The sequence below is a fragment of the Paenirhodobacter populi genome (assembly GCF_004022215.1).
Lineage (GTDB): Bacteria > Pseudomonadota > Alphaproteobacteria > Rhodobacterales > Rhodobacteraceae > Rhodobacter > Rhodobacter populi.
In genome coordinates, this window is record NZ_SAUZ01000020.1 from 14,045 (window position 1) to 33,900 (window position 19,856).

Here is a 19,856-nt window from a genome sequence, read left to right on the forward strand (position 1 = left end):
TAGCACAGCCCCGCCGAAAGCCCAACAGATTCCGGGCGCTTTGTTCGTGGTTTATTCCAGGCCGACGGGCGTGCCCACGACGACGAAATGCAGCCCCGCCGGGTCCATCAGCCTTTTGGCGACGCGGGCCACGTCTTCCTTCGTCACCGCCTCCACCTTGTCGTTGCGGGTGTCGATATAGTCGATGGGCATGCCGTTCAGCTGCATCCCGGCAAGGATGTCGGCGATGTTCGCATTGCCGTCGAAGCGCAGCGGATAGGCGCCGGTCAGGTAGGTCTTGGCGTCGTCCAGTTCCTGATCCGTCACTTCGCCTGTCGCGGCCCTGGCCCATTCCTCCTGCGTGATCTTCACCGCCTCGGCGACCTTTTCATTGGCCGAGGCGAAGCTGCCCTGCCAAGTGTCCGACAGGTCGCGGCTGACGAGGTAGGTGTAGATCCCGTAGGTCAGGCCGCGCTTTTCCCGCACCTCGTCCATCAGGCGCGAGGAAAACCCGCCCGCGCCAAGGATCTGGTTCAGCACATAGGCCGGGAAGAAGTCTGGATCGTCCAGCGCGATGCCCTTCTGCCCGAAGATCACCACCGATTGCGGGCTGTCGAAGGGGACGACGGTGACCCCGCCGCCGAGCGTGGGCGCGACCGGTTCGGGCAGGGGGGCGCCGGTGTCGGGCAGATCGCCCAGCAGGCGGTCGAGCATCTCGCCCAACTGCTCGGGCGTGATGTCGCCCACGGCGGAAACCACCATCCGGTCCTTGGCCATGACGCGGGCCTTGGCGTCGAACATGTCCTCGCGCGTCAGGGCCTTCACGCTGTCCGACGTGCCGTTCAGCGAGGAACCGTAGGGATGGTCGCCATAGGCGATCTTGCGGAAGGTCTGCGTGGCCAGCGCGCCCGGATCCTTGGCGTCCGAGGCGATGATCGACAGCACCTGCCCGCGCACCCGGTCGACCGAGGCCTGATCGAAATGCGGATCGGTCAGCGCGCCGCGCAGCAGATCCACCGCCTTGTCGCGGTTCTCGGTCAGCATCCGGGCGGACACGCTGAGCGTATCGTCATCGACGTCAAAGCCGAACCGCGCCGCCAGCATTTCCTGCGCGGCGGCGAAGCCCTGACTGTCGTGATTGCCGGAGCCTTCCTCCAGCGTGGCGGTCATCAGGTTGATCTCGCCGCGCTTGCCCGGCGCGTCGAGCGACGCCCCGCCGCGGAAGCGGATTTCCAGCGCGGTGAAGGGGATGTCATGCGCCTCGACCAGCCAGGCCCTGATCCCGCCGGGGGATGTGACCTCGCGGATGTCCAGCGCATGGGCGGGTATCGCCGCCATCAGCGCGACAAGCGCCATCGCAGCCAATCGGAGCGGGGTGCGGAGGACGGAACGGGTCATTGCACCACCTCCTGTCCGGCGGAGGCCGGAACCGCGGAGGCCGGAGCGGCCGGGTCCGATCTGTCCGGTTTCGTGATATAACCGGTGACCGAAGCCGCCGGATTGAGAAGGCTTTTCGCCGCCGCCATCACGTCATCCTCCGTCACCGACATCAGGATATCGGGCCAGTCCTGCACATCCTCGATGCTGAAGCCCGAGGCCAGCGCCTCGCCGTAGCGGCGGGCAAGGCCCTGCGTGTTGTCCTGCTGGTAGATCTGGCCGGCGCGGACCTGCGCGCGGATCCGCTCGAACTGGGCGGTGTCGATGCCTTCCTTGAGGAATTCGGCCAGCGCCGCGTCCAGCGCCTTTTCCGCATCCGGCAGCGACACATCCGGCGCCGGCATCAGCGAGATGGCGAAGGTCGTCTTGTCGATCGACATGCCGTCATAGGAGGTCGAGACATAGATCGCATCGCCCCGGTCGAACACCAGCTTGCGCGACAGGACCGAGGTCTGCGCATTGCCGCCGAGGATCGCCGACAGCACCGTCAGCGCGGCCGCCTGTTTCTGGTCGCCGGGATTGCGCTCGGGTGCCAGATAGGTGCGGCTCAGATAGGGCTGCGCCACCCGATCGTCACGGAAGTCGAGCCGCCGGGCCGCAAGCTGCGGCGGTTCCTGCGGGCGCAGGCGCGGCGGAATGTCGGAGGAGGGTTCGAGCGGGCCATAATATTTCTCGGCCAGCGCCTTCACCTCATCCGGGGTGACGTCGCCCGCCACCACCAGAACCGCGTTGTTCGGTGCGTAAAAGCGGTTGTACCAGGCCAGCGCGTCGTCACGGGTCAGGCCCTCCATCTCCTGCCGCCAGCCGATGACCGGCGTGCCGTAGGGGCTGTTGAGGTATTGTGCCGCGCGCGCCTGTTCGCCGTAAAGCGCGCCGGGATCGCTGTCGGTGCGTTGCGAGCGTTCTTCAAGGATCACCTCGCGTTCCGTCTTCCAGTCGTCGGGCGAGATCTGCAGATTCCGCATCCGGTCGGCTTCCATCTTCATCACCAGCTCCAGCCGGTCGGCGGCGATGCGCTGGAAATAGGCGGTGTAGTCGTAGGAGGTGAAGGCATTGTCCGACCCGCCATTGGCGGAGACGGTCTTGGACAGCTCGCCCGCCGCCATCGTGTCGGTGCCCTTGAACATCAGGTGTTCGAGGAAATGGGCGATGCCGGATTTGCCACGCTGTTCGTCCGCCGATCCGGTCTTGTACCAGACCATCTGGACGACGACGGGGGCGCGGTGATCCTCGATCACCACGGTTTCAAGGCCGTTGGGGAGGGTGAAGTGGCTTACGGGATCGGCATGGGCCGAGCCGATGGCGAAGACCGCGAAAACGGCGGCAAGGGATGCGCGCAACATGGGTTCCTCGTTGGTTCGGCGGGACTTTGCCGGTGCGCGCGGAAATGCGCAACCTTCCGCATTGCGGGTGACGGGGAGTTGATGGGGGCGGAGCGCATTTCGCGCCCCGGACCGGGATTGGTCCGACGGGAAAGGAAGAGGGCGGCTGACGCCGTTTTTGCCGTGTTTGCATGTCCGCAGGGGCGCCGGAAACCGGAATCGCGAACGGATGGGGCGCAGGGGGCCAGCCCCCTCGGGCCTGCGGCCCTCACCCCCGGGATATTTATGGAAAAACGAAGGCAGCCAAGCGTTCCGCGGCTATTTCATGTCGTCCGGAGGCGGCGCGCCCGGCGTCTTGGCCCCGGCGGCGCGCCAGCGTTCCAGTTCCGCGGCCTGACCCAGAGCCATCGGCTGATAGGCGTCGAAATAGCTGTTGATCGAGAACATCCGTTCCAGCAGCCGCGGCTTGTGCCGGCGCCGGTATTCCAGATCCTCGGCCGCAAGCTGCGTGCGGATCGAGGCATCCGTGCCATGCCGCGAGGCTTGCGCGATCAGCGCGCCATCCGCCGCGGGTATCGCGCCCGTCGTGCCGGCGGGCCGCCCGCCAAGTGCCACGGTGGCATCGGCCACGGGCGTCGGGTCGGTCAGATTGGCGCCGCCCGGCGTGGGTGTCGGCAGTTCGGACAGATTCGTCGGCATCTGCAGGGGCTTGGTCGGCAGGATGCCGAATTCGTCCGGCCCGCCGGTCGAGCGCAGATGCATCAGCCTGGGCTCTCCGCCCCCGCCACAGGCCGCGACCAGCGCCGCAATCGCCACTGCGATCCCGAGCTTTCCGATTGTCGCGCGCATGGGCCACTCCATCACCGTTTCGCCCCCTCTTAGCCTATCGGCACGGCGGCGTCACGCCCCTTGGCGCATCAGCGGCGGGCTTTCGCGTCCGATTTCGGGCGGGGCTTTTTCGCCGCGCCGTCGCCCTTGCCGGAAAACAGCACAAGCCCCACCGCCCCGGCAAAGATCGCGATATCGGCGACGTTGAACGACCACGGGTTGCGCCAGAACGGCAAGGACATGTTCAGGAAATCCGCCACCGCGCCATAGACCAGCCGGTCGATGACATTGCCGAGCGCGCCGCCGATCAGCAGCCCCGCCGACACCAGCATCAGCCGCGAATGCCGTTCGCGCCGCACCCAGATCCAGACCCAGCCGGTAATGACCAGCGACAGCGCGATCAGCACCCAGCGGGTCAGGTCGCCCTCGCCGGCCATCAGGCCGAAGTTCACCCCCTGATTCCACGCCATGTGGAAATTCAGCCAGGGCGGCAGCACCTCGATCACCAGCAGGCGGTCGAGGTTCATCAGATGGACAACGATGTATTTGGAAATCTGGTCGAGCAGGAAGACCCCCGCCGCGACCCATGCCGTCAGACGCATGGTGTCACCCTGTGCTGAGGAACCCCGCGCCCGCAGGCGCGGGGGGATGGCTCAGTGGCGGAAGTGCCGCATGCCGGTGAAGACCATGGCGAGCCCGCGTTCGTTCGCCGCGTCGATCACCTCTTGATCGCGCAGCGAGCCGCCCGGCTGGATCACCGCCGTGGCGCCCGCCTCGGCCGCGGTGATCAGCCCGTCGGCGAAGGGGAAGAAGGCGTCCGAGGCAACGACCGATCCCTTGGTCAGCGGCTCGCTCAGGCCCATCGCCTCGGCCATGTCCTGCGATTTCCGCGCGGCGATGCGGGTCGAATCGACGCGGCTCATCTGCCCCGCGCCGACGCCCACGGTGGCGCCGTCCTTGACGTAGATGATCGCGTTCGACTTGACGTGCTTGGCGACCGTCCAGGCAAAGAGCAGGTCCTTCAGTTCCTGTTCCGTGGGCACGCGCTTCGTCACCACCTGCAGGTCGTCCGGGGTGATCGTGCCGTTGTCCTTGTCCTGCACGAGGAAGCCGCCCGCCACCTGCCGGAAGGTGGTGATCGGCGCCTTCACATCGGGCAGCGCGCCGGTGGTCAGCAGGCGCAGGTTCTTTTTCACCGCGAAGACGGCCTTGGCCTCGTCGGTCGCGTCGGGGGCGATGACGACCTCGGTGAAGATCGCGGCGATCTCTTTCGCGGTGGCCTCGTCCAGCGTCTGGTTCAGCGCGATGATGCCGCCGAAGGCCGAGGTGCGGTCGCAGTCGAAGGCGCGGGAATAGGCCTCGGCCAGCGTCGCGCCGGTCGCCACGCCGCAGGGGTTGGCGTGCTTGATGATCGCGACGGCGGGCTGGTTCACCGGGAATTCGGCGACCAGTTCAAAGGCCGCGTCGGTGTCGTTGATGTTGTTGTAGGACAGTTCCTTGCCCTGCCATTGCTTCGCCGTGGCGACGCCCGGACGGTTCGAGCCGTCAAGGTAGAAGGCCGCCTTCTGGTGCGGGTTCTCGCCATAGCGCAGCGTCTGGGCGAGCTTGCCGGCAAAGGCGCGGCGGCGCGGCGTTTCCTCGTTGATCGCCTTGGCCATCCAGGTCGAAACGGCGGCGTCATAGGCGGCGGTGCGGGCATAGGCGATCTGCGCCTGCCGCTGGCGGAATTCATAGCTGGTCGCGCCGTCGTTGGCATCGAGTTCGGCCAGCAGCGCGGGGTAATCCTCGACATCGACGATGGTGGCGACGAAGGCGTGGTTCTTCGACGCCGCGCGGATCATCGCCGGACCGCCGATGTCGATGTTCTCGATGCAGTCGTCATAGGCGGCGCCCTTGGCGACGGTTTCCTCGAACGGATAGAGGTTCACCACCAAGAGGTCGATCGGCTGGATGTTGTGGGCCTCCATCGCGGCCAGATGTTCCTCGTTGTCGCGCAGCGCCAGAAGGCCGCCGTGGATGACCGGATGCAGCGTCTTGACCCGGCCGTCCATCATTTCCGGGAAACCCGTGACCTCGGCCACGTCGACGACCGACAGCCCGGCCTCGCGCAGCGCCTTGGCGGTGCCGCCGGTGGACAGGATCTCCACCCCGCGGGTGGCAAGCTCCTGCGCGAAGTCGATGAGCCCGGTCTTGTCGGAAACGGAAATGAGGGCGCGGGTGAGGGGGACGGGTCTGGTCATGGCTGGCAGTCCTTATGCTCAGATGTCTGGTCGCGGCGCGCGGGCGCCGCTGTCGCGGATGGTCGGGGGCCTAGCGCGAGCCTGCCCCAAGGTCCAGAGAATTTGGTGTTTGCGCCATCACGACGGGACGATCTGCCGCGTTTTCAGCGCGTGAAGGTCAGCGAGGCGATGAAGAAACCGTCCATGCCGCCCAGATCGGGCCAGTAGTCCGGCCGCAGCCGCAGCCCACCCGTCGGCGTGATCCAGCCGGGCTCGATCCCGGGCAGGTCGATCGTGGTGCAGCGCAGGCTGGGGTGACGGGCCAGCGCGGCCTCGATCTGCCGCTCGCCCTCCTCCGGCAGCAGCGAACAGGTGACGAAGACCAGCCTGCCGCCCGGGGCGAGCCATGTCAGCGCCCGGTCGAGCAACGCCGCCTGCAGGGCGACCAGCACCTTGATCCCGGCGGCATCCTTGACATAGGGCAGGTCGGGATGGCGCCGGATCGTGCCCGTAGCCGAACAGGGCGCGTCCAGCAGGATCGCATCGTATCGCTGTTCGGGTTGCCAGTCCAGCGCATCTGCCGCAACGGTCTGCACCTGCAACCCGCAACGCTCCAGATTCTCGCGCAGTCGCGCCAGCCGCGGCGCGGAAATGTCGAGCGCGGTGACCTCCGCCCCCGCCGCCGCAAGCTGCAACGTCTTGCCCCCCGGCGCGGCGCAAAGGTCCAGCACCTTTTCGCCCGCCCGCGGGGCTAGCGCGCGCGCCGCCATCGCCGCCGCCGCATCCTGCACCCACCAGTCGCCCTCGGCATAGCCGGGCAGGTCGGTCACATGCGCCCCGGGGGCGAGCCGCACAGATCCCGTCGGCAGCAGCAATCCCCCGAGCCGCGCGGCCAGCGCCGCCGGATCGCCCTTCGCCGTCAGGTCGGTGGGCGCGCCTGTCAGATGCGCGGCCTCCATCCGCTGCACGGCGACCTTGCCGTAAGCCGACATCAGCCGCCCGCGCAGCCAGCCGGGCAGGGCGGGCGGCGGCAGGGTATCCCATGCCGGGCGCGCCTCGGCCACCTTGCGCAGCACCGCGTTGACGAGGCCGGTGAACCCCTCCGTCCGCTGCCCGCCCGCGCGGGCAAGGCTGACGGCGGCATTGACCACGCCATGCGGCGCGGCATCCTCGGCGCAAAGCTCGGTCACCGCCAGCCGCAGCAGCGCGCGCAGATCGGGCGGCGGGGATTTGCGCAGATGCGGCTTCAGCATCGCGTCGGCGCGCGGCAGATTGCGCAGGGTGGTCTGCGCCAGCCGCTGCGCCCGGGCGCGTTCGGGCGGCGACAGCCCATCCAGCGCCCCGGCGCCGATCTGCTCGGACAGCGTCCGGTGTTCCTCGGTCACCCCGGTCAAAAGCGCGCAGGCGGCGCGGCGTGCAAGGTCGATCCCGCCCATCGGCGCTGTCCTCCGGCTTGTTGCAAGGTCCCGTGCGGCCTATAACAGGTGCATCCCGGAAACAAGGAGGCCGCCATGACAGAGACTCCGAAGGACCTGCCCCCCGCTGCACAACGCGCCCTGGCCGAGGCAGAGGAACGCCGCCGCAAGGCAAAGCCGCTGGGCCTGCCCGCCGAACTCGGCGGCCGCGACGGCCCGGAACCCGTGCGCTACGGCGATTGGGAAAAGAAGGGCATCGCGATCGATTTCTGACCCCGCGCTTCCCGCCCCGCACGACCGCGCGCGAAGAAATCGTCAAAGACCAACGCCCCGGTTCTTATGCATTTCATCTTTCCTTAAATATCCCGGGGGTGAATTTGCCGCAGGCAAAGAGGGGGCTGGCCCCCCTTCTTCCGTTCCGTTTGCACATCCGTGGGAGTTTTCGCCGGGAACGGGAATCCCCGTCGGATGGGGCGCAGGGGGCCAGCCCCCTCGGGCCTTCGGCCCTCACCCCCGGGATATTTATGGAAACACGAAAGTCATAAGAGTCCGGTGTGCCCGGGGGTGAACGAAGGTCACAGACCCAGCACGTCGATCATGTCGTAGCGCCCGGGCTTGCGGTCGAGGCCCCAGAGCGCCGCCTTCAGCGCGCCGCGGGCAAAGATGCCGCGGTCCGTCGCCATGTGGCGAAGCACTATGCGTTCGCCCGCCGTGGCGAAAAGCACGTCATGTTCACCCACGATATCGCCGCCGCGAATCGAGGAAAACCCGATCGCGCCCCGTTTGCGCGGCCCGGTGATGCCGTCGCGCCCGGCCTCGGTATTGCCTTCGAGGGAAATCCCCCGGCCCTCGGCGGCGGCCTCGCCCAGCATCAGCGCCGTGCCGGAAGGGGCGTCGACCTTGCGGTTGTGATGCGCCTCGACGATCTCGATGTCCCAGTCGGCATCCAGAGCCGCCGCCACCTTGCGGGTCAGCACCGTCAGCAAGTTGACGCCAAGGCTCATGTTGCCCGCCTGAATGATCACCGCGTGCCGCGCGCAGGGTTCCAGCGCGATGAGCTGTTCCTTCTCGAAGCCGGTGGTGCCGATGACATGGACGACGCGCGCCTGCGCGGCGAGCCGGGCGAATTCCAGCGTCGTGCGCGGGGTGGTGAAGTCGATCACCGCCCGGGCGCCGGCAAAGGCCTCCAGCGGGTCATCGGTCACGATCACGCCGTTCGGCGCGCCGCCCATGACCGTGCCCAGATCCTTGCCGACCCATTCGTGTCCGGGGCGCACCACCGCCCCCGAAAGCCGCGCCTTGTCCGAGTCCAGAACCGTCCGGACCAGCATCCGTCCCATCCGGCCGGAGGCCCCGGCGATCACGATTCCCGGCAGATCATCCATCTCTCTCTCCTTCTTTGCAGGTTTTCTTAGCCCCTGCGGCGTCGCGGGCAAAGGCCCGAGTTGCGGTGCGCCGCACAAGGCACTATGTGCGGGATATGGCAAAGAACCGTTTTTCATCGGGCGATGGCCCTTCGCAACGTCAGCTTCGGGTGGGGGAACTCATCCGGCGCACGCTTTCGGATGTGCTGCTTCGCGGCGAGGTCCATGATCCGGACCTGAACCGGATCTCGATCACCGTGGGGGAGGTGCGCACCTCTCCGGATCTGAAGGTGGCGACGGTCTATGTCGCCCCTCTCGGCGGCACGCTTGGCGGTGAGGGGGCGGAGGCGATGCTCGCCGCCCTGCGCCGTCACACGGGCGAGCTGCGCCATCATGTGGCGAAGGCGATGACGATCAAATACGCGCCCGATCTGCGCTTCCGCATCGATGAGACCTTCGACAGGCTGGACGAGACGCGCCGGATGTTCTCGGACGAGACGGTGCAGCGCGACATCGCCCGGCGCGACGATGAAGATCTGGGCTAGCCTGTTCGCCGCGCTCGCGCTGGTGGTGCCGCGTGTCGCTCTGGCGGAGGATCCCTGCCGCACGGTCACCTTCGAGGGCGTGCCCTTCACCGTCTGCGCGGCCACCGCCGCGGATGACGTGCGGGTCTGGCTGAGGGATGACAACGGGCGGCTGATCGGCACGCCGGGGCGGTTGCAGGCGCTGATGGCACCGGGAGAACGGCTGGTTTTCGCGATGAACGGCGGCATGTATGCGCCGGACCGCAGCCCCGTCGGGCTTTATGTCGAGAAGGGGCGCGAGGATCACCCGATCGTCACCGGCGCGGGCGAAGGCAATTTCGGCATGCTGCCGAACGGCGTCTTTTGCGTGGGCGACAGGCTGCGGGTGATCGAAAGCCGCCGCTTTGCCGCCGAACGCCCCGCCTGCCGCTATGCCACCCAATCCGGGCCGATGCTGGTGATCGACGGGGCGCTGCACCCGCGTTTCATCCCCGACAGCGACAGCACCTATATCCGCAACGGCGTCGGCGTTTCGCCCGATGGCGAAACCGCCTGGTTCGTGATCTCCGACCGGCCGGTGAACTTCCATCGCCTCGCCCGGTTCTTCCGCGACGAACTCGGCGCGCGCGATGCGCTGTATCTCGACGGCTCGATCTCGCGGCTGATGGTTCCGGCGCAGGGGCGTTCCGATTTCGGCTGGCCGATGGGGCCGATCGTCGGCATGGTCGCGCGGGACTGACCCTTTTCCCTTCATTCTTCCATAAATATCCTCGGGGGTGCGGGGGCAGACAGCCCCCGCCGCGACGGTCCCACCCCCGCCGCGATTGACCATCGCGCCCGATCGGGGTAGCAGGCGGGCCTTCTGATAGGGAGAACGGCATGGGCCGCAAGAAGGGCCGCGACATTTCGGGCTGGATCATCGTCGACAAGCCGGCGGGGGTGACCTCGACCTCGGTCGTGGGCAAGGTGCGCTGGGCGCTGGACGCGAAGAAGGCGGGCCATGCCGGCACGCTCGACCCGGCGGCGACCGGGGTTCTGGCCGTCGCGTTGGGCGAGGCGACGAAGACCGTGCCCTACATCACCGACGCGCTGAAATGCTACCGCTTCCAGATCACGCTTGGCGCCGCGACCAATACCGACGATGCCGAGGGCGAGGTGATCGAGACCTCGGCCCTGCGCCCGACGGATGACCAGATCGCCGCCGCGCTGGCGGATTTCCGGGGGGACATCATGCAGGTGCCGCCGCAGTTCTCCGCCGTGAAGGTGGATGGCGAGCGCGCCTATGACCTTGCCCGCGAGGGCGAGGCGATGGATCTCGCGGCGCGGCCCCTGTTCGTCGAAAGCCTGATCATGCTGGCGCGGCCCGATGCGGATACGGTCGAACTGGAAATGGTCTGCGGCAAGGGCGGTTACGTGCGCTCCATCGCCCGGGATCTCGGGCGTAAACTCGGCTGCCTCGGCCATGTGAAATGGCTGCGGCGCGACTGGTCCGGCCCGTTCGAGGCGGACAAGGGGCTGAGCCTTGAGGATATCGAGCGCATGGCGCGGACGCCGGAACTGGATGCGCATCTGCTGCCGCTGGAACTGGGGCTTGAGGATCTGCCCGAGGTGAAGGCGACGGCCGAGGGCGCGGTGCGGCTGCGCCACGGCAATCCGGGCATGGTCATCGCGCCGCGCGACGTGGAATATGGCGAAGAGGTCTGGGCGAGCTTCGACGGCCGCGCCGTCGCCGTCGGCCGTTACATGGGCGGCGAGCTGCATCCGGCGCGGGTCTTCGTCACCCCGGAATGACCCCGGACCGGGCACAAGGCCATCGCACAGGTAAGAGGCACGAATGATTATCAGGGAGCATGTGAAGGGCGACGCCCCGTCAATCGCGGTCTATTCGGATTGCGAGAGGTATCGTTACCTGCTCACCCGGGTCTGGGACGTGTCGGGGCCGCGGGCGCTGTTCGTGATGCTCAATCCTTCGACCGCGACGGAGGTGCAGAACGACCCGACCGTGGAGCGGTGCGAGCGCCGCGCCCGGACGCTGGGATTCGGCAGCTTCCGCGTCACCAATATCTTTGCCTGGCGCGCGACGGACCCCAAGGAGATGCGCGCCCAACCCGATCCGGTCGGGCCGGAAAACGACCGCGCCATTCTGGACAGCGTGGCCTGGGCCGAGGGGCCGGGGGCGCGGATCGTCTGCGCCTGGGGGGCGCACGGCGCGCATCTGGGCCGGGGTGCGGCGGTCGAGCGGCTGTTGCGCGGCACGGGGCGCGAGCTGTTCCACCTTGGCCTGACGCGGGCGGGCGCGCCGAAGCATCCGCTGTATATCGGCTACGACCGCCAGCCGGAGCCGTGGGTCTTCGCGGACGAGCTTAACCATAGGTAAATTTCGCCGCGTCTTTACCATGCCATCGCTTTGGCGGGCATGGATTTCATGCGACACAGGCCCCGTAGTGTAAGGGGTGCGGGCATGTTCATGATGACGGGACTGTTGGGCCTGCTGATGGCAGGCGCGACGATCGCGCTGGTCCCTTCCGTCGACGGCAAGACCGGCGAGGATGAGACCGACGGGATCGCGGAAACCGGGCTGCGGCCCGATTCCCCCGCGGAAATGGACCTGCCCGGTTTCGGTGATCCGTCCCTGCCCGAAACCGGGGCGGGGACGGTCGCGCCGACCGGCGGCTGGCCGGAGCCCGGTCGCCCGGTCTCGCCCGCCGCGACGGAGGGGAACGACACGCTCTGGGGTGATCTCGGGGATGACGAGATCTCGGGCGGCGGCGGTATCAACCAGATCAACGGCTATGAGGGCGACGATACGCTGTCGGGCGGCGAAGGGCGGGATTTCATCTTCGGCGGCGCGGGAAACGACAGCATCACGGGCGGCGCGGGGGACGACAGTCTGGACGGCGGCACCGGCGACGACCGCCTGTCGGGCGGTGAGGGGAACGATTACCTTGCGGGCGGCATGGGCGACGACACGCTTGCCGGGGGTGACGGTGACGACACGGTGCTGGGCGGCGCGGGCGACGATCTGCTGTGGGGCGGCGCGGGAAATGACGCGCTGATGGGCAATGACGGCGACGATACGCTGATCGGCGGTCTGGGCAACGACACGCTGATGGGCGGGGCGGGGGACGATCTGCTGGACGGCAGGGCGCTGGTCGACGGCAAGGACATCGACGGGCGCGACTATCTGAACGGCGGGCTGGGCGACGACCGGCTGATCGCCGGGTCGGACGACCGGGCCAGCGGCAACGAGGGCGCGGACGACTTTGCCATCGGCGACTGGATCGACCCGGCGCATCCCGCGACCATCGCCGATTTCACCAAGGGAGAGGATCGTCTGGTCGTGCTCTGGGACGGGGAGGAGCCGCCCGAACTCGGCATCGAGGCGGGCGCGGGCGATGCGCGCTGGATCACCGTCAACGGCGACCGTCTGGCCGAGGTGCTGCATGGCGCGGACCTGACCCCGGGCGATCTGCTGCTGATGCGGCCCGCGGAATTCGCCGCCATCGCCGGCTGAAGCCTGCGAATCGGGCTTCCCATCCGGGCGGTTTTCCCTTATGGGCAGCCATCTGCCGGAGACGGCGGACTCAACGGGCCTTGCTGGACGACATCCCGGCTTGCGCCATCCACCCCTGAAAAAGGAGATCCCGATGTCGATCACCGTCGAAGACAAGAACCGCATTCTGAAAGAATATGCCACCAAGGAAGGTGACACCGGTTCGCCGGAAGTCCAGGTCGCGCTGCTGTCGACCCGTATTGCCAACCTGACCGAGCATTTCAAGATCCACAAGAAGGACAACCACTCCCGCCGTGGCCTTCTGATGCTGGTTGCGCAACGGCGCAAGCTGCTCGACTACCTGAAGAAGAACGACGTGGCGCGTTACCAGTCGCTGATCGAGCGTCTCGGCCTGCGTCGCTGAACTGCGGACCTTCCGAAGACCGGGCGCCCGCGTCGCAAGACGCGGGCGTTCTGCTTTTGTGGGTCAGCGACGGGCGCGACGCCGCAGCAGCGCCCCGGCCGCCAGCGCCGACAGCAGCATGCCGCCGGTCGCCGGCAGCGGCACGGCTGGCAGCGAAACCTCGGTGATGCGGTAGATCGTGCCGAACCGTTCCGAGATGGCTCCGACCGATCCGTCGGCGAAGGTGAAGAAGCGCAGGTCCGGCCTGCGATTCCCCAGATACTCATACATCGAGACGAGCGCGCCCGTCGGGCTCTGCACCCAGACCTTGTAAACATCATTCAGCACACTTTCGCTGGCATCGGCGAGGGTGGCGAAAAGGTTGCCGGTGCCCAGATCCGCAAAGAGAAAGCCGATGCTGCTGAAGGAGATATCCGAGGCGATGGGGCCGGAGCTGGCGAAATAGCTGTCGAAGGTGCCGCCCTCGCGGGTGAACTGCGCATAGGGCTGAAGAAAGCCTTCCTCCCCCAGCGGCGCTTCGCCCAGAATTGCGGCGTTCTGTTCCTTGGTGCCGGTGCCGTCATAACCTACGTAGAAGGTGCCCTCGCGGGCCAGCCCGTCGCTGGCGATGCCCCAGCCGAAATTCTCGACGGTCGTGGTGTCGGTCAGGGTCGCGGTGTCGATGACGTTGATTTCCTCGGCCGCGCGCCAGCCGATATCGGCAAAGGCGATCGTGGTCCGGCTGTTGTCGGCGTAGATCAGCTGCTGGACATTGCGCACGCCCGTCGCGGCCACGGTGACCTCGCCCGAGGTGCCGTCCACGATGAGCAGCTTGGCCACCGTGTTGTCCGGCGCCTGCGCCCCGGTTCCGCCGTAATCGTTGCCGCCAAGATTGTCTCCGCGCGCGATGAGCAGATTGCCGTCGGGCAGCACCAGCATGCCGCCGCCGAAATGGCCACCGGAGACGGTTGAGGTTTCGAAGGCGGCAAGCGGCTGCGGATCGGTCAGTGATCCGTCCGCCTGCTGGGTGTAGGAATAGACGAGCTGATAGGTCGAGACGGTCCCGTATTTCGGATCTTCCGGCAAGGCTTCGACATTCGCGAACCCTGTTGGCAGTATGGAGGAGGTATAGGCGACGTAGATGCGTCCGTCCGCCCCGGCGATGTTGACAAGCGCGTTCGCTCCGGTCGGCGAGACGCCTTCGGGGATGCCGCCGGAAGGGGAGATCACGCTCGTCATCGTGCCGTCGCCGGTGTGGATCGAGAGCGTGCCGCCGCGCTGGTTGACGATATAGAGATGGTCTCCAATGGTGACGGGGGAGGCGTAGTTGTTGGTTCCCGCCGGTGCGGCGAATGTTCCGACCTGGGTGACGCTGACAGTCAGGCCGATGTCGAGCACGGCGGCTGGCCCGAGGGTGGCGGAATGGGCGGGCAGGACGGGGGAAAACAGGCACAGAGCAGCGAGCGATACTGCGTGAAATCGAATGGTCATGATGGATTCCGTAAAAAGGATGGGCTCAGAATTCAGGGGTGCGATACCGTCTGTCAATCGTCCCTCGCGCTCATCCGGGCGAAATGCCGCGTGTATGGCCGCGGCGGCCCAATCTCCGTGCTTTCCAAAGGCCGTATTTTCGTGTATGGGCCATCGCCATCTGCGATGTGACGCCCTCGGCCCCCGGGCGCATGCAAAGGATGGGGGCGGCGGCAATGGGGCCGCCATATGACCGGGGGACACGGGATGGGCCCGTGGGTGCCTCCAGATAGGATACGCTGAATGTTCAACGTTACGAAAAAATCGATCCAGTGGGGCGGTGAAACGCTGACGCTGGAAACGGGCAAGGTCGCCCGTCAGGCCGACGGCTCGGTCATCGCCACGCTCGGCGAAACCTCCGTCATGGCCAACGTGACCTTTGCCAAGACGGCGAAGGAAGGCCAGGACTTCTTCCCGCTGACCGTGCATTACCAGGAAAAATACTACGCCGCCGGCAAGATCCCCGGTGGCTTCTTCAAACGTGAAGCCCGCCCCTCCGAACGCGAAACGCTGGTCTCGCGCCTGATCGACCGTCCCTGCCGCCCGCTGTTCGTCGACGGCTTCAAGAACGAAGTTCTGGTCATGGCGACGGTCCTGTCGTGCGACCTTGAAAACGACCCGGACATCCTTGCGATGATCGCGGCCTCGGCGGCGCTGACCATTTCGGGCGTGCCGTTCATGGGCCCGATCGCGGCGGCCCGCGTCGGCTTCAAGAACGGCGCCTATGTCCTGAATCCGAAGATGGACGAGATGGTCAACCTCCGGAACAACCCGGAGCAGCGGCTCGATCTGGTCATCGCGGGCACCAAGGACGCGGTGATGATGGTCGAATCCGAAGCCTATGAGCTGTCGGAAGACGAGATGCTGGGCGCGGTCAAGTTCGGCCACGAACAGATGCAGCCGGTGATCGACCTGATCGTTTCGCTGGCCGAGGATGCGGCGAAGGAACCCTTCGACTTCACCCCGCCGGATTATTCCGACCTCTACGCCAAGGTGAAGGCCGCGGGCGAGGAAGACATGCGCGCCGCTTTCGCGATCCGCGACAAGCTGGCCCGTCAGGATGCGATCGCCGCGACCATCGAGAAGGTCAAGACTTCGCTGTCGGAAGACGATCTGGCGGACAAGAACCTCGGTTCGGCGATCAAGAAGCTGGAAAGCGCGATCCTGCGCGGCGACATCATCAACGGTGGCGCGCGCATCGACGGCCGCGACAACAAGACGGTGCGCCCGATCACCTCGGAAACCACGGTCCTGCCGCGCACCCACGGCTCGGCGCTGTTCACCCGCGGTGAAACGCAGGCGCTGGTGGTGACCACGCTCGGCACCGGCGACGACGAACAGATCATCGACGCGCTGAACGGCAATTTCCGTTCGAACTTCCTGCTGCACTACAACTTCCCGCCCTATTCGGTCGGCGAGGTTGGCCGCGTGGGTTCGCCCGGCCGGCGTGAGATCGGCCACGGCAAGCTCGCATGGCGCGCGCTGCAGGCGGTGCTTCCGGCGCCGACCGACTTCCCCTACACGATCCGCGTCGTGTCGGAGATCACCGAATCGAACGGTTCGTCCTCGATGGCGACGGTCTGCGGGTCTTCGCTGTCGATGATGGATGCGGGCGTGCCGCTGAAGGCGCCGGTCGCCGGTGTGGCGATGGGCCTGATCCTTGAAGACGACGGCCGTTGGGCGGTTCTGACCGACATCCTCGGCGACGAGGATCACCTCGGCGACATGGACTTCAAGGTCGCGGGCACGTCGAACGGCATCACCTCGCTGCAGATGGACATCAAGGTCGCGGGCATCACCCCGGCGATCATGGAGCAGGCGCTTGCGCAGGCGAAGGATGGCCGGATGCATATCCTTGGCGAGATGTCGAAGGCCATTTCCGCGCCGCAGGGCTTCAGCGAATATGCGCCGAAGATCGAGACGATGCAGATCCCGACCGACAAGATCCGCGAAGTGATCGGCTCGGGCGGCAAGGTGATCCGCGAGATCGTGGAAACCTCGGGCGCCAAGGTCGACATCAACGACGACGGCATGATCAAGATCGCGTCCTCGGATGCGGCGGCGATCAAGAAGGCCTACGACCTGATCTGGTCGATCGTGGCGGAACCGGAAGAAGGCAAGATCTACACCGGCAAGGTGGTGAAGCTGGTCGACTTCGGCGCCTTCGTGAACTTCTTCGGCAAGCGCGACGGTCTGGTCCACGTGTCCCAGATCGCCAACAAGCGCCTGAACCACCCGAACGAAGTGCTGAAGGAAGGTCAGGAAGTGAAGGTCAAGCTTCTGGGCTTCGACGATCGCGGCAAGGTCCGGCTCGGCATGAAGATGGTCGATCAGGACACCGGCGCGGAAATCGCCCCGGAAAAGAAGGAAGAGAAGAGCGAAGGCGCTGAAGCCTGAGCAATTCTGCGCTTGTCGGAAACGGCCCCGGAACATCCGGGGTCGTTTTTTGTTGTGATAGCGGGGAATGATATGATGCGAACCCAGTCACGCCATCCGCAGGTTCGCAGCCGCAGGGGGAGACAGCCATGAACGCGATCTATCTTGTGACGGATGACCGGCTTGCCGATGTTGCAAGTGCTCAGGCGCTCCATCTTCATCGAATGTGGGGCGTGGACGTCCATTTATTCATTGAGCGGAAAGATCCCTCGATTGATATCACGGAAGTTTTGTCGCCCGGGGTATTCTATCACTATGATCGATTGTCCCCTCTTCTTCCGGCAGGACTCCCCGGCGACAAGAAATGGCCCAATATTGTCTATCTGCGCCTTTTCGTACCGAGCTTCCTGAAGCAGTATGATCGCCTGATCTACGTGGATGTCGATATACTCTCGATGAGGGCGGATCATCGGATCTGGTCCGTGCCGTTGCCGTCAGGTCTGGGAATGGTTGCTGATATCGCAACACTGGACAAGGTTCCGCATGTATTCAAGGGTATGACGCGCGGAGAATGGTTCGATACTATTGGCGTAAAATCGGGTCGGTATGCAAATTCTGGAGTTCTTCTAATAGATCCAAAGAAATTTTCCGAATATGACTTTGGGAGGCTTTTGCTGGAATATTTTCGCAAGCATCCGACGGCCAAGACGTTCGATCAGGATTTTCTGAATTGGCTGTTTGATGGACAATGGACCGAGATCAGTCCGCGCTTTAATTTTCAGGCGCATGTGTTGGAACTTGGTCTGACTCGCTCCATTCAACCGATTTTCGTGCATCTTTGCCGTTCGCAGAAGCCTTGGTGGGGCATTCAGGAGGAGTATGCGTCGCCGACGGATCCATACTATCTTCGAGCCTTCGCAAAGAACTTGAAAGATGCAGGTTTCAACCCGGATAAGTATTGCAGGAAAGTTCCTGTGAAAAGTGTCCGCAAGATGAAATTCCACATTTATAGATGGCTGTCATCTATCGGTGTTCCGTCCCGTCGCGAGCGTCAGGAGCTTCGTAAATGGCGGGAACTTTCAGATCGGTTCAGGGACAGATTCAATGAACGAGCAAGCACGGGATGCTATGCAGATGACCTGTCTGGGATACGGGCGCAACGTTCTGGTGAGCCAGAGTTCAACGGACGTTATGTCAAAGTAGCATCCGACTATTGAATAGGTTGGATAATCTCTGGAAGTCGATTCTATGCATGCAGAACCCGTCCTGATCCTGACGATGAAATGGGGCACGCTCTATGGCCCCGACTATGTGAACAATCTGGCGCGCGGGGTGCGGGAGAATCTGGCCCGTCCGCATCGCTTCATCTGCTTCACCGACGATGCGGCGGGGCTGGATGAGGGCGTGGAGGCGCTGCCTCTGCCCGATCTTGGCCTGCCGCCGGGGCACAAGGACTCGCGCTGGCGCAAGCTGGCGCTGTTCCGCCGCGATCTGGGGCTTGAGGGGACGGCGCTGTTCCTCGATCTCGATCAGGTGATCGTCGACAGCCTTGATCCGTTCTTCGACCTGCCGGGCGATTTCTACATCATCCGCGACGACGATCTGTTCCGGGCAAAGCCCTTGCGCCGGGTGAATCCGGAACGCGATGCCTTTCTGCATTCGGTGGGCAATTCCTCGGTGTTCCGCTACCGGGTGGGGGAGCATGCCTATATCCTCGACGCCTTTCTGGCCGATCCGGCGGCGGCAACGGCGAAATATGAAATCAGCCAGCAGTTCCAGTCGGCGCAGCTGGCCGCGCACGGGCATCTGAACTACTGGCCCAGGGGCTGGTGTGTCAGCTTCAAGAACGATTGCGTGCCGCGCGGGTTCTCCAGCTATTTCCGCGATCCCACGCTGCCGCCGGGGGCGAAGATCGTGGTCTTTGCCGGCAATCCGAAAATGGACGTGGCTCTGCGCGGCGGCGGGCAGAAATGGTATCGCCGCATCGGCGACGTAAGCTGGCTGCGCAAGCTGTGGGAGCAGGGCCGTGGCTGACTGGTTCCGCGCGCTGAAGCGGCGCTGGCGGGTGTCGCGTGCTTTGCGGGAGATCGCCGCGCGGCAGGTGGTGTCGCGCCCGCATGGGCTGGCGGTGCCGCTGATCGTTTCGCTGACATCCTACCCGCCGCGCTATCCCGTGCTGGCGATCACGCTCAGGGCGCTGTTGCGGCAAAGCGTGCAGCCGGACCGGGTGATCCTGTGGATCGCGGAGCCGGATCTGGAAGCGCTGCCCGCCGATGTGCTGGCGCTGAAATCCGAGGGGCTGGAGATCCGCTCTTGCGAGAATCTGCGCTCCTACACGAAATTCGCGCCCGCGCTGGCGGAGTTCCCCGGGGCGGCGATCGTCACGGCGGATGATGACATGTATTACGGGCCGGACTGGCTCGCCGGGCTGGCCGATGTGGCACGGGCGCATCCGGGGCGGATCGTCTCGCATCGCGCACATCGGGTGAAATGGCTGCCCGAAGGCGGGCTCGCCCCCTATGAAAGCTGGGACAAGAACATCGCCGGCGCGGTCGAGGGGCCGGAGATTTTCGGCACCGGCGTCGGCGGCGTGCTCTATCCGCCCGGCAGCCTCGCGCCCGAGGCGGGGCGGGCCGATCTGTTCATGGAACTTGCGCCAAGCGCCGATGATGTCTGGCTCTACTGGATGGCGCGGCGCGCGGGCAGCATCGTGCGCCATGTCGGCGCGCCGATGCGGATCATCGAATGGCCGGGATCGCAGGAACAGAGCCTCCGGGCCGGAAATCTGGGCGTGGGGGCGGGAAACGACCGGGCCATCGCGGCGCTGACGGCGCATTTCGGCCCACCGCCGCGCTGACGGAGAGGGCGCAGGGGCGCTGCCCCTCTTTTGCCTGCCGGCAAAATTCACCCCGGGATATTTAAGGAAAGATGATGGGAGAAATCGCTCTGCCGTCGTTTTTCCATAA

The 19,856-nt window shown here is 65.7% G+C and carries 19 protein-coding genes; 11 read left to right on the forward strand and 8 right to left on the reverse strand.

Annotated elements, in window-relative coordinates:
- Positions 1 to 51 precede the first annotated feature (51 nt).
- The 6 genes from D2T30_RS16530 to D2T30_RS16555 all read right to left on the reverse strand — a co-directional run bounded on the left by D2T30_RS16530 (position 52) and on the right by D2T30_RS16555 (position 7,221).
- Positions 52 to 1,377 carry a M16 family metallopeptidase gene (locus tag D2T30_RS16530; protein ID WP_128209783.1) on the reverse strand — a complete coding sequence of 442 codons (1,326 nt, stop codon included), beginning with the start codon at positions 1,375 to 1,377 and terminating at the stop codon, positions 52 to 54.
- Positions 1,374 to 2,759: a M16 family metallopeptidase gene (locus D2T30_RS16535; RefSeq protein ID WP_128209784.1), complete on the reverse strand. Its 1,386-nt coding sequence runs from the start codon at positions 2,757 to 2,759 to the stop codon at positions 1,374 to 1,376. The genes D2T30_RS16530 and D2T30_RS16535 overlap by 4 nt, the downstream gene beginning before the upstream one ends.
- A gap of 297 nt (positions 2,760 to 3,056) precedes the next feature.
- A complete protein-coding gene (locus D2T30_RS16540; RefSeq protein WP_128209785.1) occupies positions 3,057 to 3,587 on the reverse strand; it encodes a DUF3035 domain-containing protein in 531 nt (176 codons plus the stop codon).
- A 68-nt stretch (positions 3,588 to 3,655) separates the two neighbouring features.
- Positions 3,656 to 4,168: a signal peptidase II gene (lspA, locus tag D2T30_RS16545; protein WP_128209786.1), complete on the reverse strand. Its 513-nt coding sequence runs from the start codon at positions 4,166 to 4,168 to the stop codon at positions 3,656 to 3,658.
- A 51-nt stretch (positions 4,169 to 4,219) separates the two neighbouring features.
- The gene (gene purH / locus D2T30_RS16550; protein WP_128209787.1) at positions 4,220 to 5,806 is read right to left on the reverse strand and encodes a bifunctional phosphoribosylaminoimidazolecarboxamide formyltransferase/IMP cyclohydrolase; all 1,587 of its coding nucleotides are present in this window, start codon (positions 5,804 to 5,806) and stop codon (positions 4,220 to 4,222) included.
- A gap of 143 nt (positions 5,807 to 5,949) precedes the next feature.
- Positions 5,950 to 7,221 (reverse strand): RsmB/NOP family class I SAM-dependent RNA methyltransferase, encoded by a 1,272-nt coding sequence (locus D2T30_RS16555; protein WP_128209788.1) that lies wholly within the window; start codon positions 7,219 to 7,221, stop codon positions 5,950 to 5,952.
- A gap of 75 nt (positions 7,222 to 7,296) precedes the next feature.
- On the opposite strand from D2T30_RS16555, the gene D2T30_RS16560 reads away from it, so the two are divergent.
- Positions 7,297 to 7,473, forward strand: a complete 177-nt coding sequence (locus D2T30_RS16560) for a DUF1674 domain-containing protein (protein ID WP_128185079.1) — start codon at positions 7,297 to 7,299, stop codon at positions 7,471 to 7,473.
- Positions 7,474 to 7,775: 302 nt separating this feature from the next.
- On the opposite strand, the gene dapB is transcribed toward D2T30_RS16560, so the two are convergent.
- On the reverse strand, positions 7,776 to 8,585 hold the full coding sequence (dapB, locus tag D2T30_RS16565; RefSeq protein ID WP_128185081.1) for a 4-hydroxy-tetrahydrodipicolinate reductase: 810 nt from the start codon (positions 8,583 to 8,585) through the stop codon (positions 7,776 to 7,778).
- Positions 8,586 to 8,680: 95 nt separating this feature from the next.
- Here dapB and rbfA point away from each other — a divergent pair, with 95 nt between their 5' ends.
- From rbfA to rpsO, 6 genes are all read left to right on the forward strand, one after another.
- Positions 8,681 to 9,109: a 30S ribosome-binding factor RbfA gene (gene rbfA, locus D2T30_RS16570; RefSeq protein ID WP_128209789.1), complete on the forward strand. Its 429-nt coding sequence runs from the start codon at positions 8,681 to 8,683 to the stop codon at positions 9,107 to 9,109.
- A complete protein-coding gene (locus D2T30_RS16575) occupies positions 9,099 to 9,827 on the forward strand; it encodes a phosphodiester glycosidase family protein (RefSeq protein WP_380730478.1) in 729 nt (242 codons plus the stop codon). The genes rbfA and D2T30_RS16575 overlap by 11 nt, the downstream gene beginning before the upstream one ends.
- A gap of 140 nt (positions 9,828 to 9,967) precedes the next feature.
- Positions 9,968 to 10,879, forward strand: a complete 912-nt coding sequence (gene truB, locus D2T30_RS16580) for a tRNA pseudouridine(55) synthase TruB (RefSeq protein WP_128209791.1) — start codon at positions 9,968 to 9,970, stop codon at positions 10,877 to 10,879.
- A gap of 43 nt (positions 10,880 to 10,922) precedes the next feature.
- On the forward strand, positions 10,923 to 11,465 hold the full coding sequence (locus D2T30_RS16585) for a DUF1643 domain-containing protein (protein ID WP_128209792.1): 543 nt from the start codon (positions 10,923 to 10,925) through the stop codon (positions 11,463 to 11,465).
- 90 nt (positions 11,466 to 11,555) lie between these two features.
- Positions 11,556 to 12,602, forward strand: coding sequence for a calcium-binding protein (locus tag D2T30_RS16590; protein WP_164884327.1), 1,047 nt, complete (start codon positions 11,556 to 11,558; stop codon positions 12,600 to 12,602).
- Positions 12,603 to 12,735: 133 nt separating this feature from the next.
- Positions 12,736 to 13,005 (forward strand): 30S ribosomal protein S15, encoded by a 270-nt coding sequence (gene rpsO, locus D2T30_RS16595; RefSeq protein WP_128185093.1) that lies wholly within the window; start codon positions 12,736 to 12,738, stop codon positions 13,003 to 13,005.
- 63 nt (positions 13,006 to 13,068) lie between these two features.
- On the opposite strand, the gene D2T30_RS16600 is transcribed toward rpsO, so the two are convergent.
- The gene (locus D2T30_RS16600; protein WP_164884328.1) at positions 13,069 to 14,475 is read right to left on the reverse strand and encodes a PQQ-dependent sugar dehydrogenase; all 1,407 of its coding nucleotides are present in this window, start codon (positions 14,473 to 14,475) and stop codon (positions 13,069 to 13,071) included.
- 282 nt (positions 14,476 to 14,757) lie between these two features.
- On the opposite strand from D2T30_RS16600, the gene pnp reads away from it, so the two are divergent.
- The 4 genes from pnp (at position 14,758) to D2T30_RS16620 (ending at position 19,747) form a co-directional block, all read left to right on the forward strand.
- A complete protein-coding gene (pnp, locus tag D2T30_RS16605) occupies positions 14,758 to 16,911 on the forward strand; it encodes a polyribonucleotide nucleotidyltransferase (protein WP_128209795.1) in 2,154 nt (717 codons plus the stop codon).
- Between the two features lie 128 nt (positions 16,912 to 17,039).
- Complete coding sequence (locus D2T30_RS16610) at positions 17,040 to 18,107, forward strand: glycosyltransferase family 8 protein (protein WP_128209796.1); 1,068 nt, start codon at positions 17,040 to 17,042, stop codon at positions 18,105 to 18,107.
- A 31-nt stretch (positions 18,108 to 18,138) separates the two neighbouring features.
- A complete protein-coding gene (locus tag D2T30_RS16615; RefSeq protein WP_128209797.1) occupies positions 18,139 to 18,924 on the forward strand; it encodes a hypothetical protein in 786 nt (261 codons plus the stop codon).
- On the forward strand, positions 18,917 to 19,747 hold the full coding sequence (locus tag D2T30_RS16620) for a glycosyltransferase family A protein (protein WP_128209798.1): 831 nt from the start codon (positions 18,917 to 18,919) through the stop codon (positions 19,745 to 19,747). The genes D2T30_RS16615 and D2T30_RS16620 overlap by 8 nt, the downstream gene beginning before the upstream one ends.
- Positions 19,748 to 19,856: the final 109 nt, after the last annotated feature.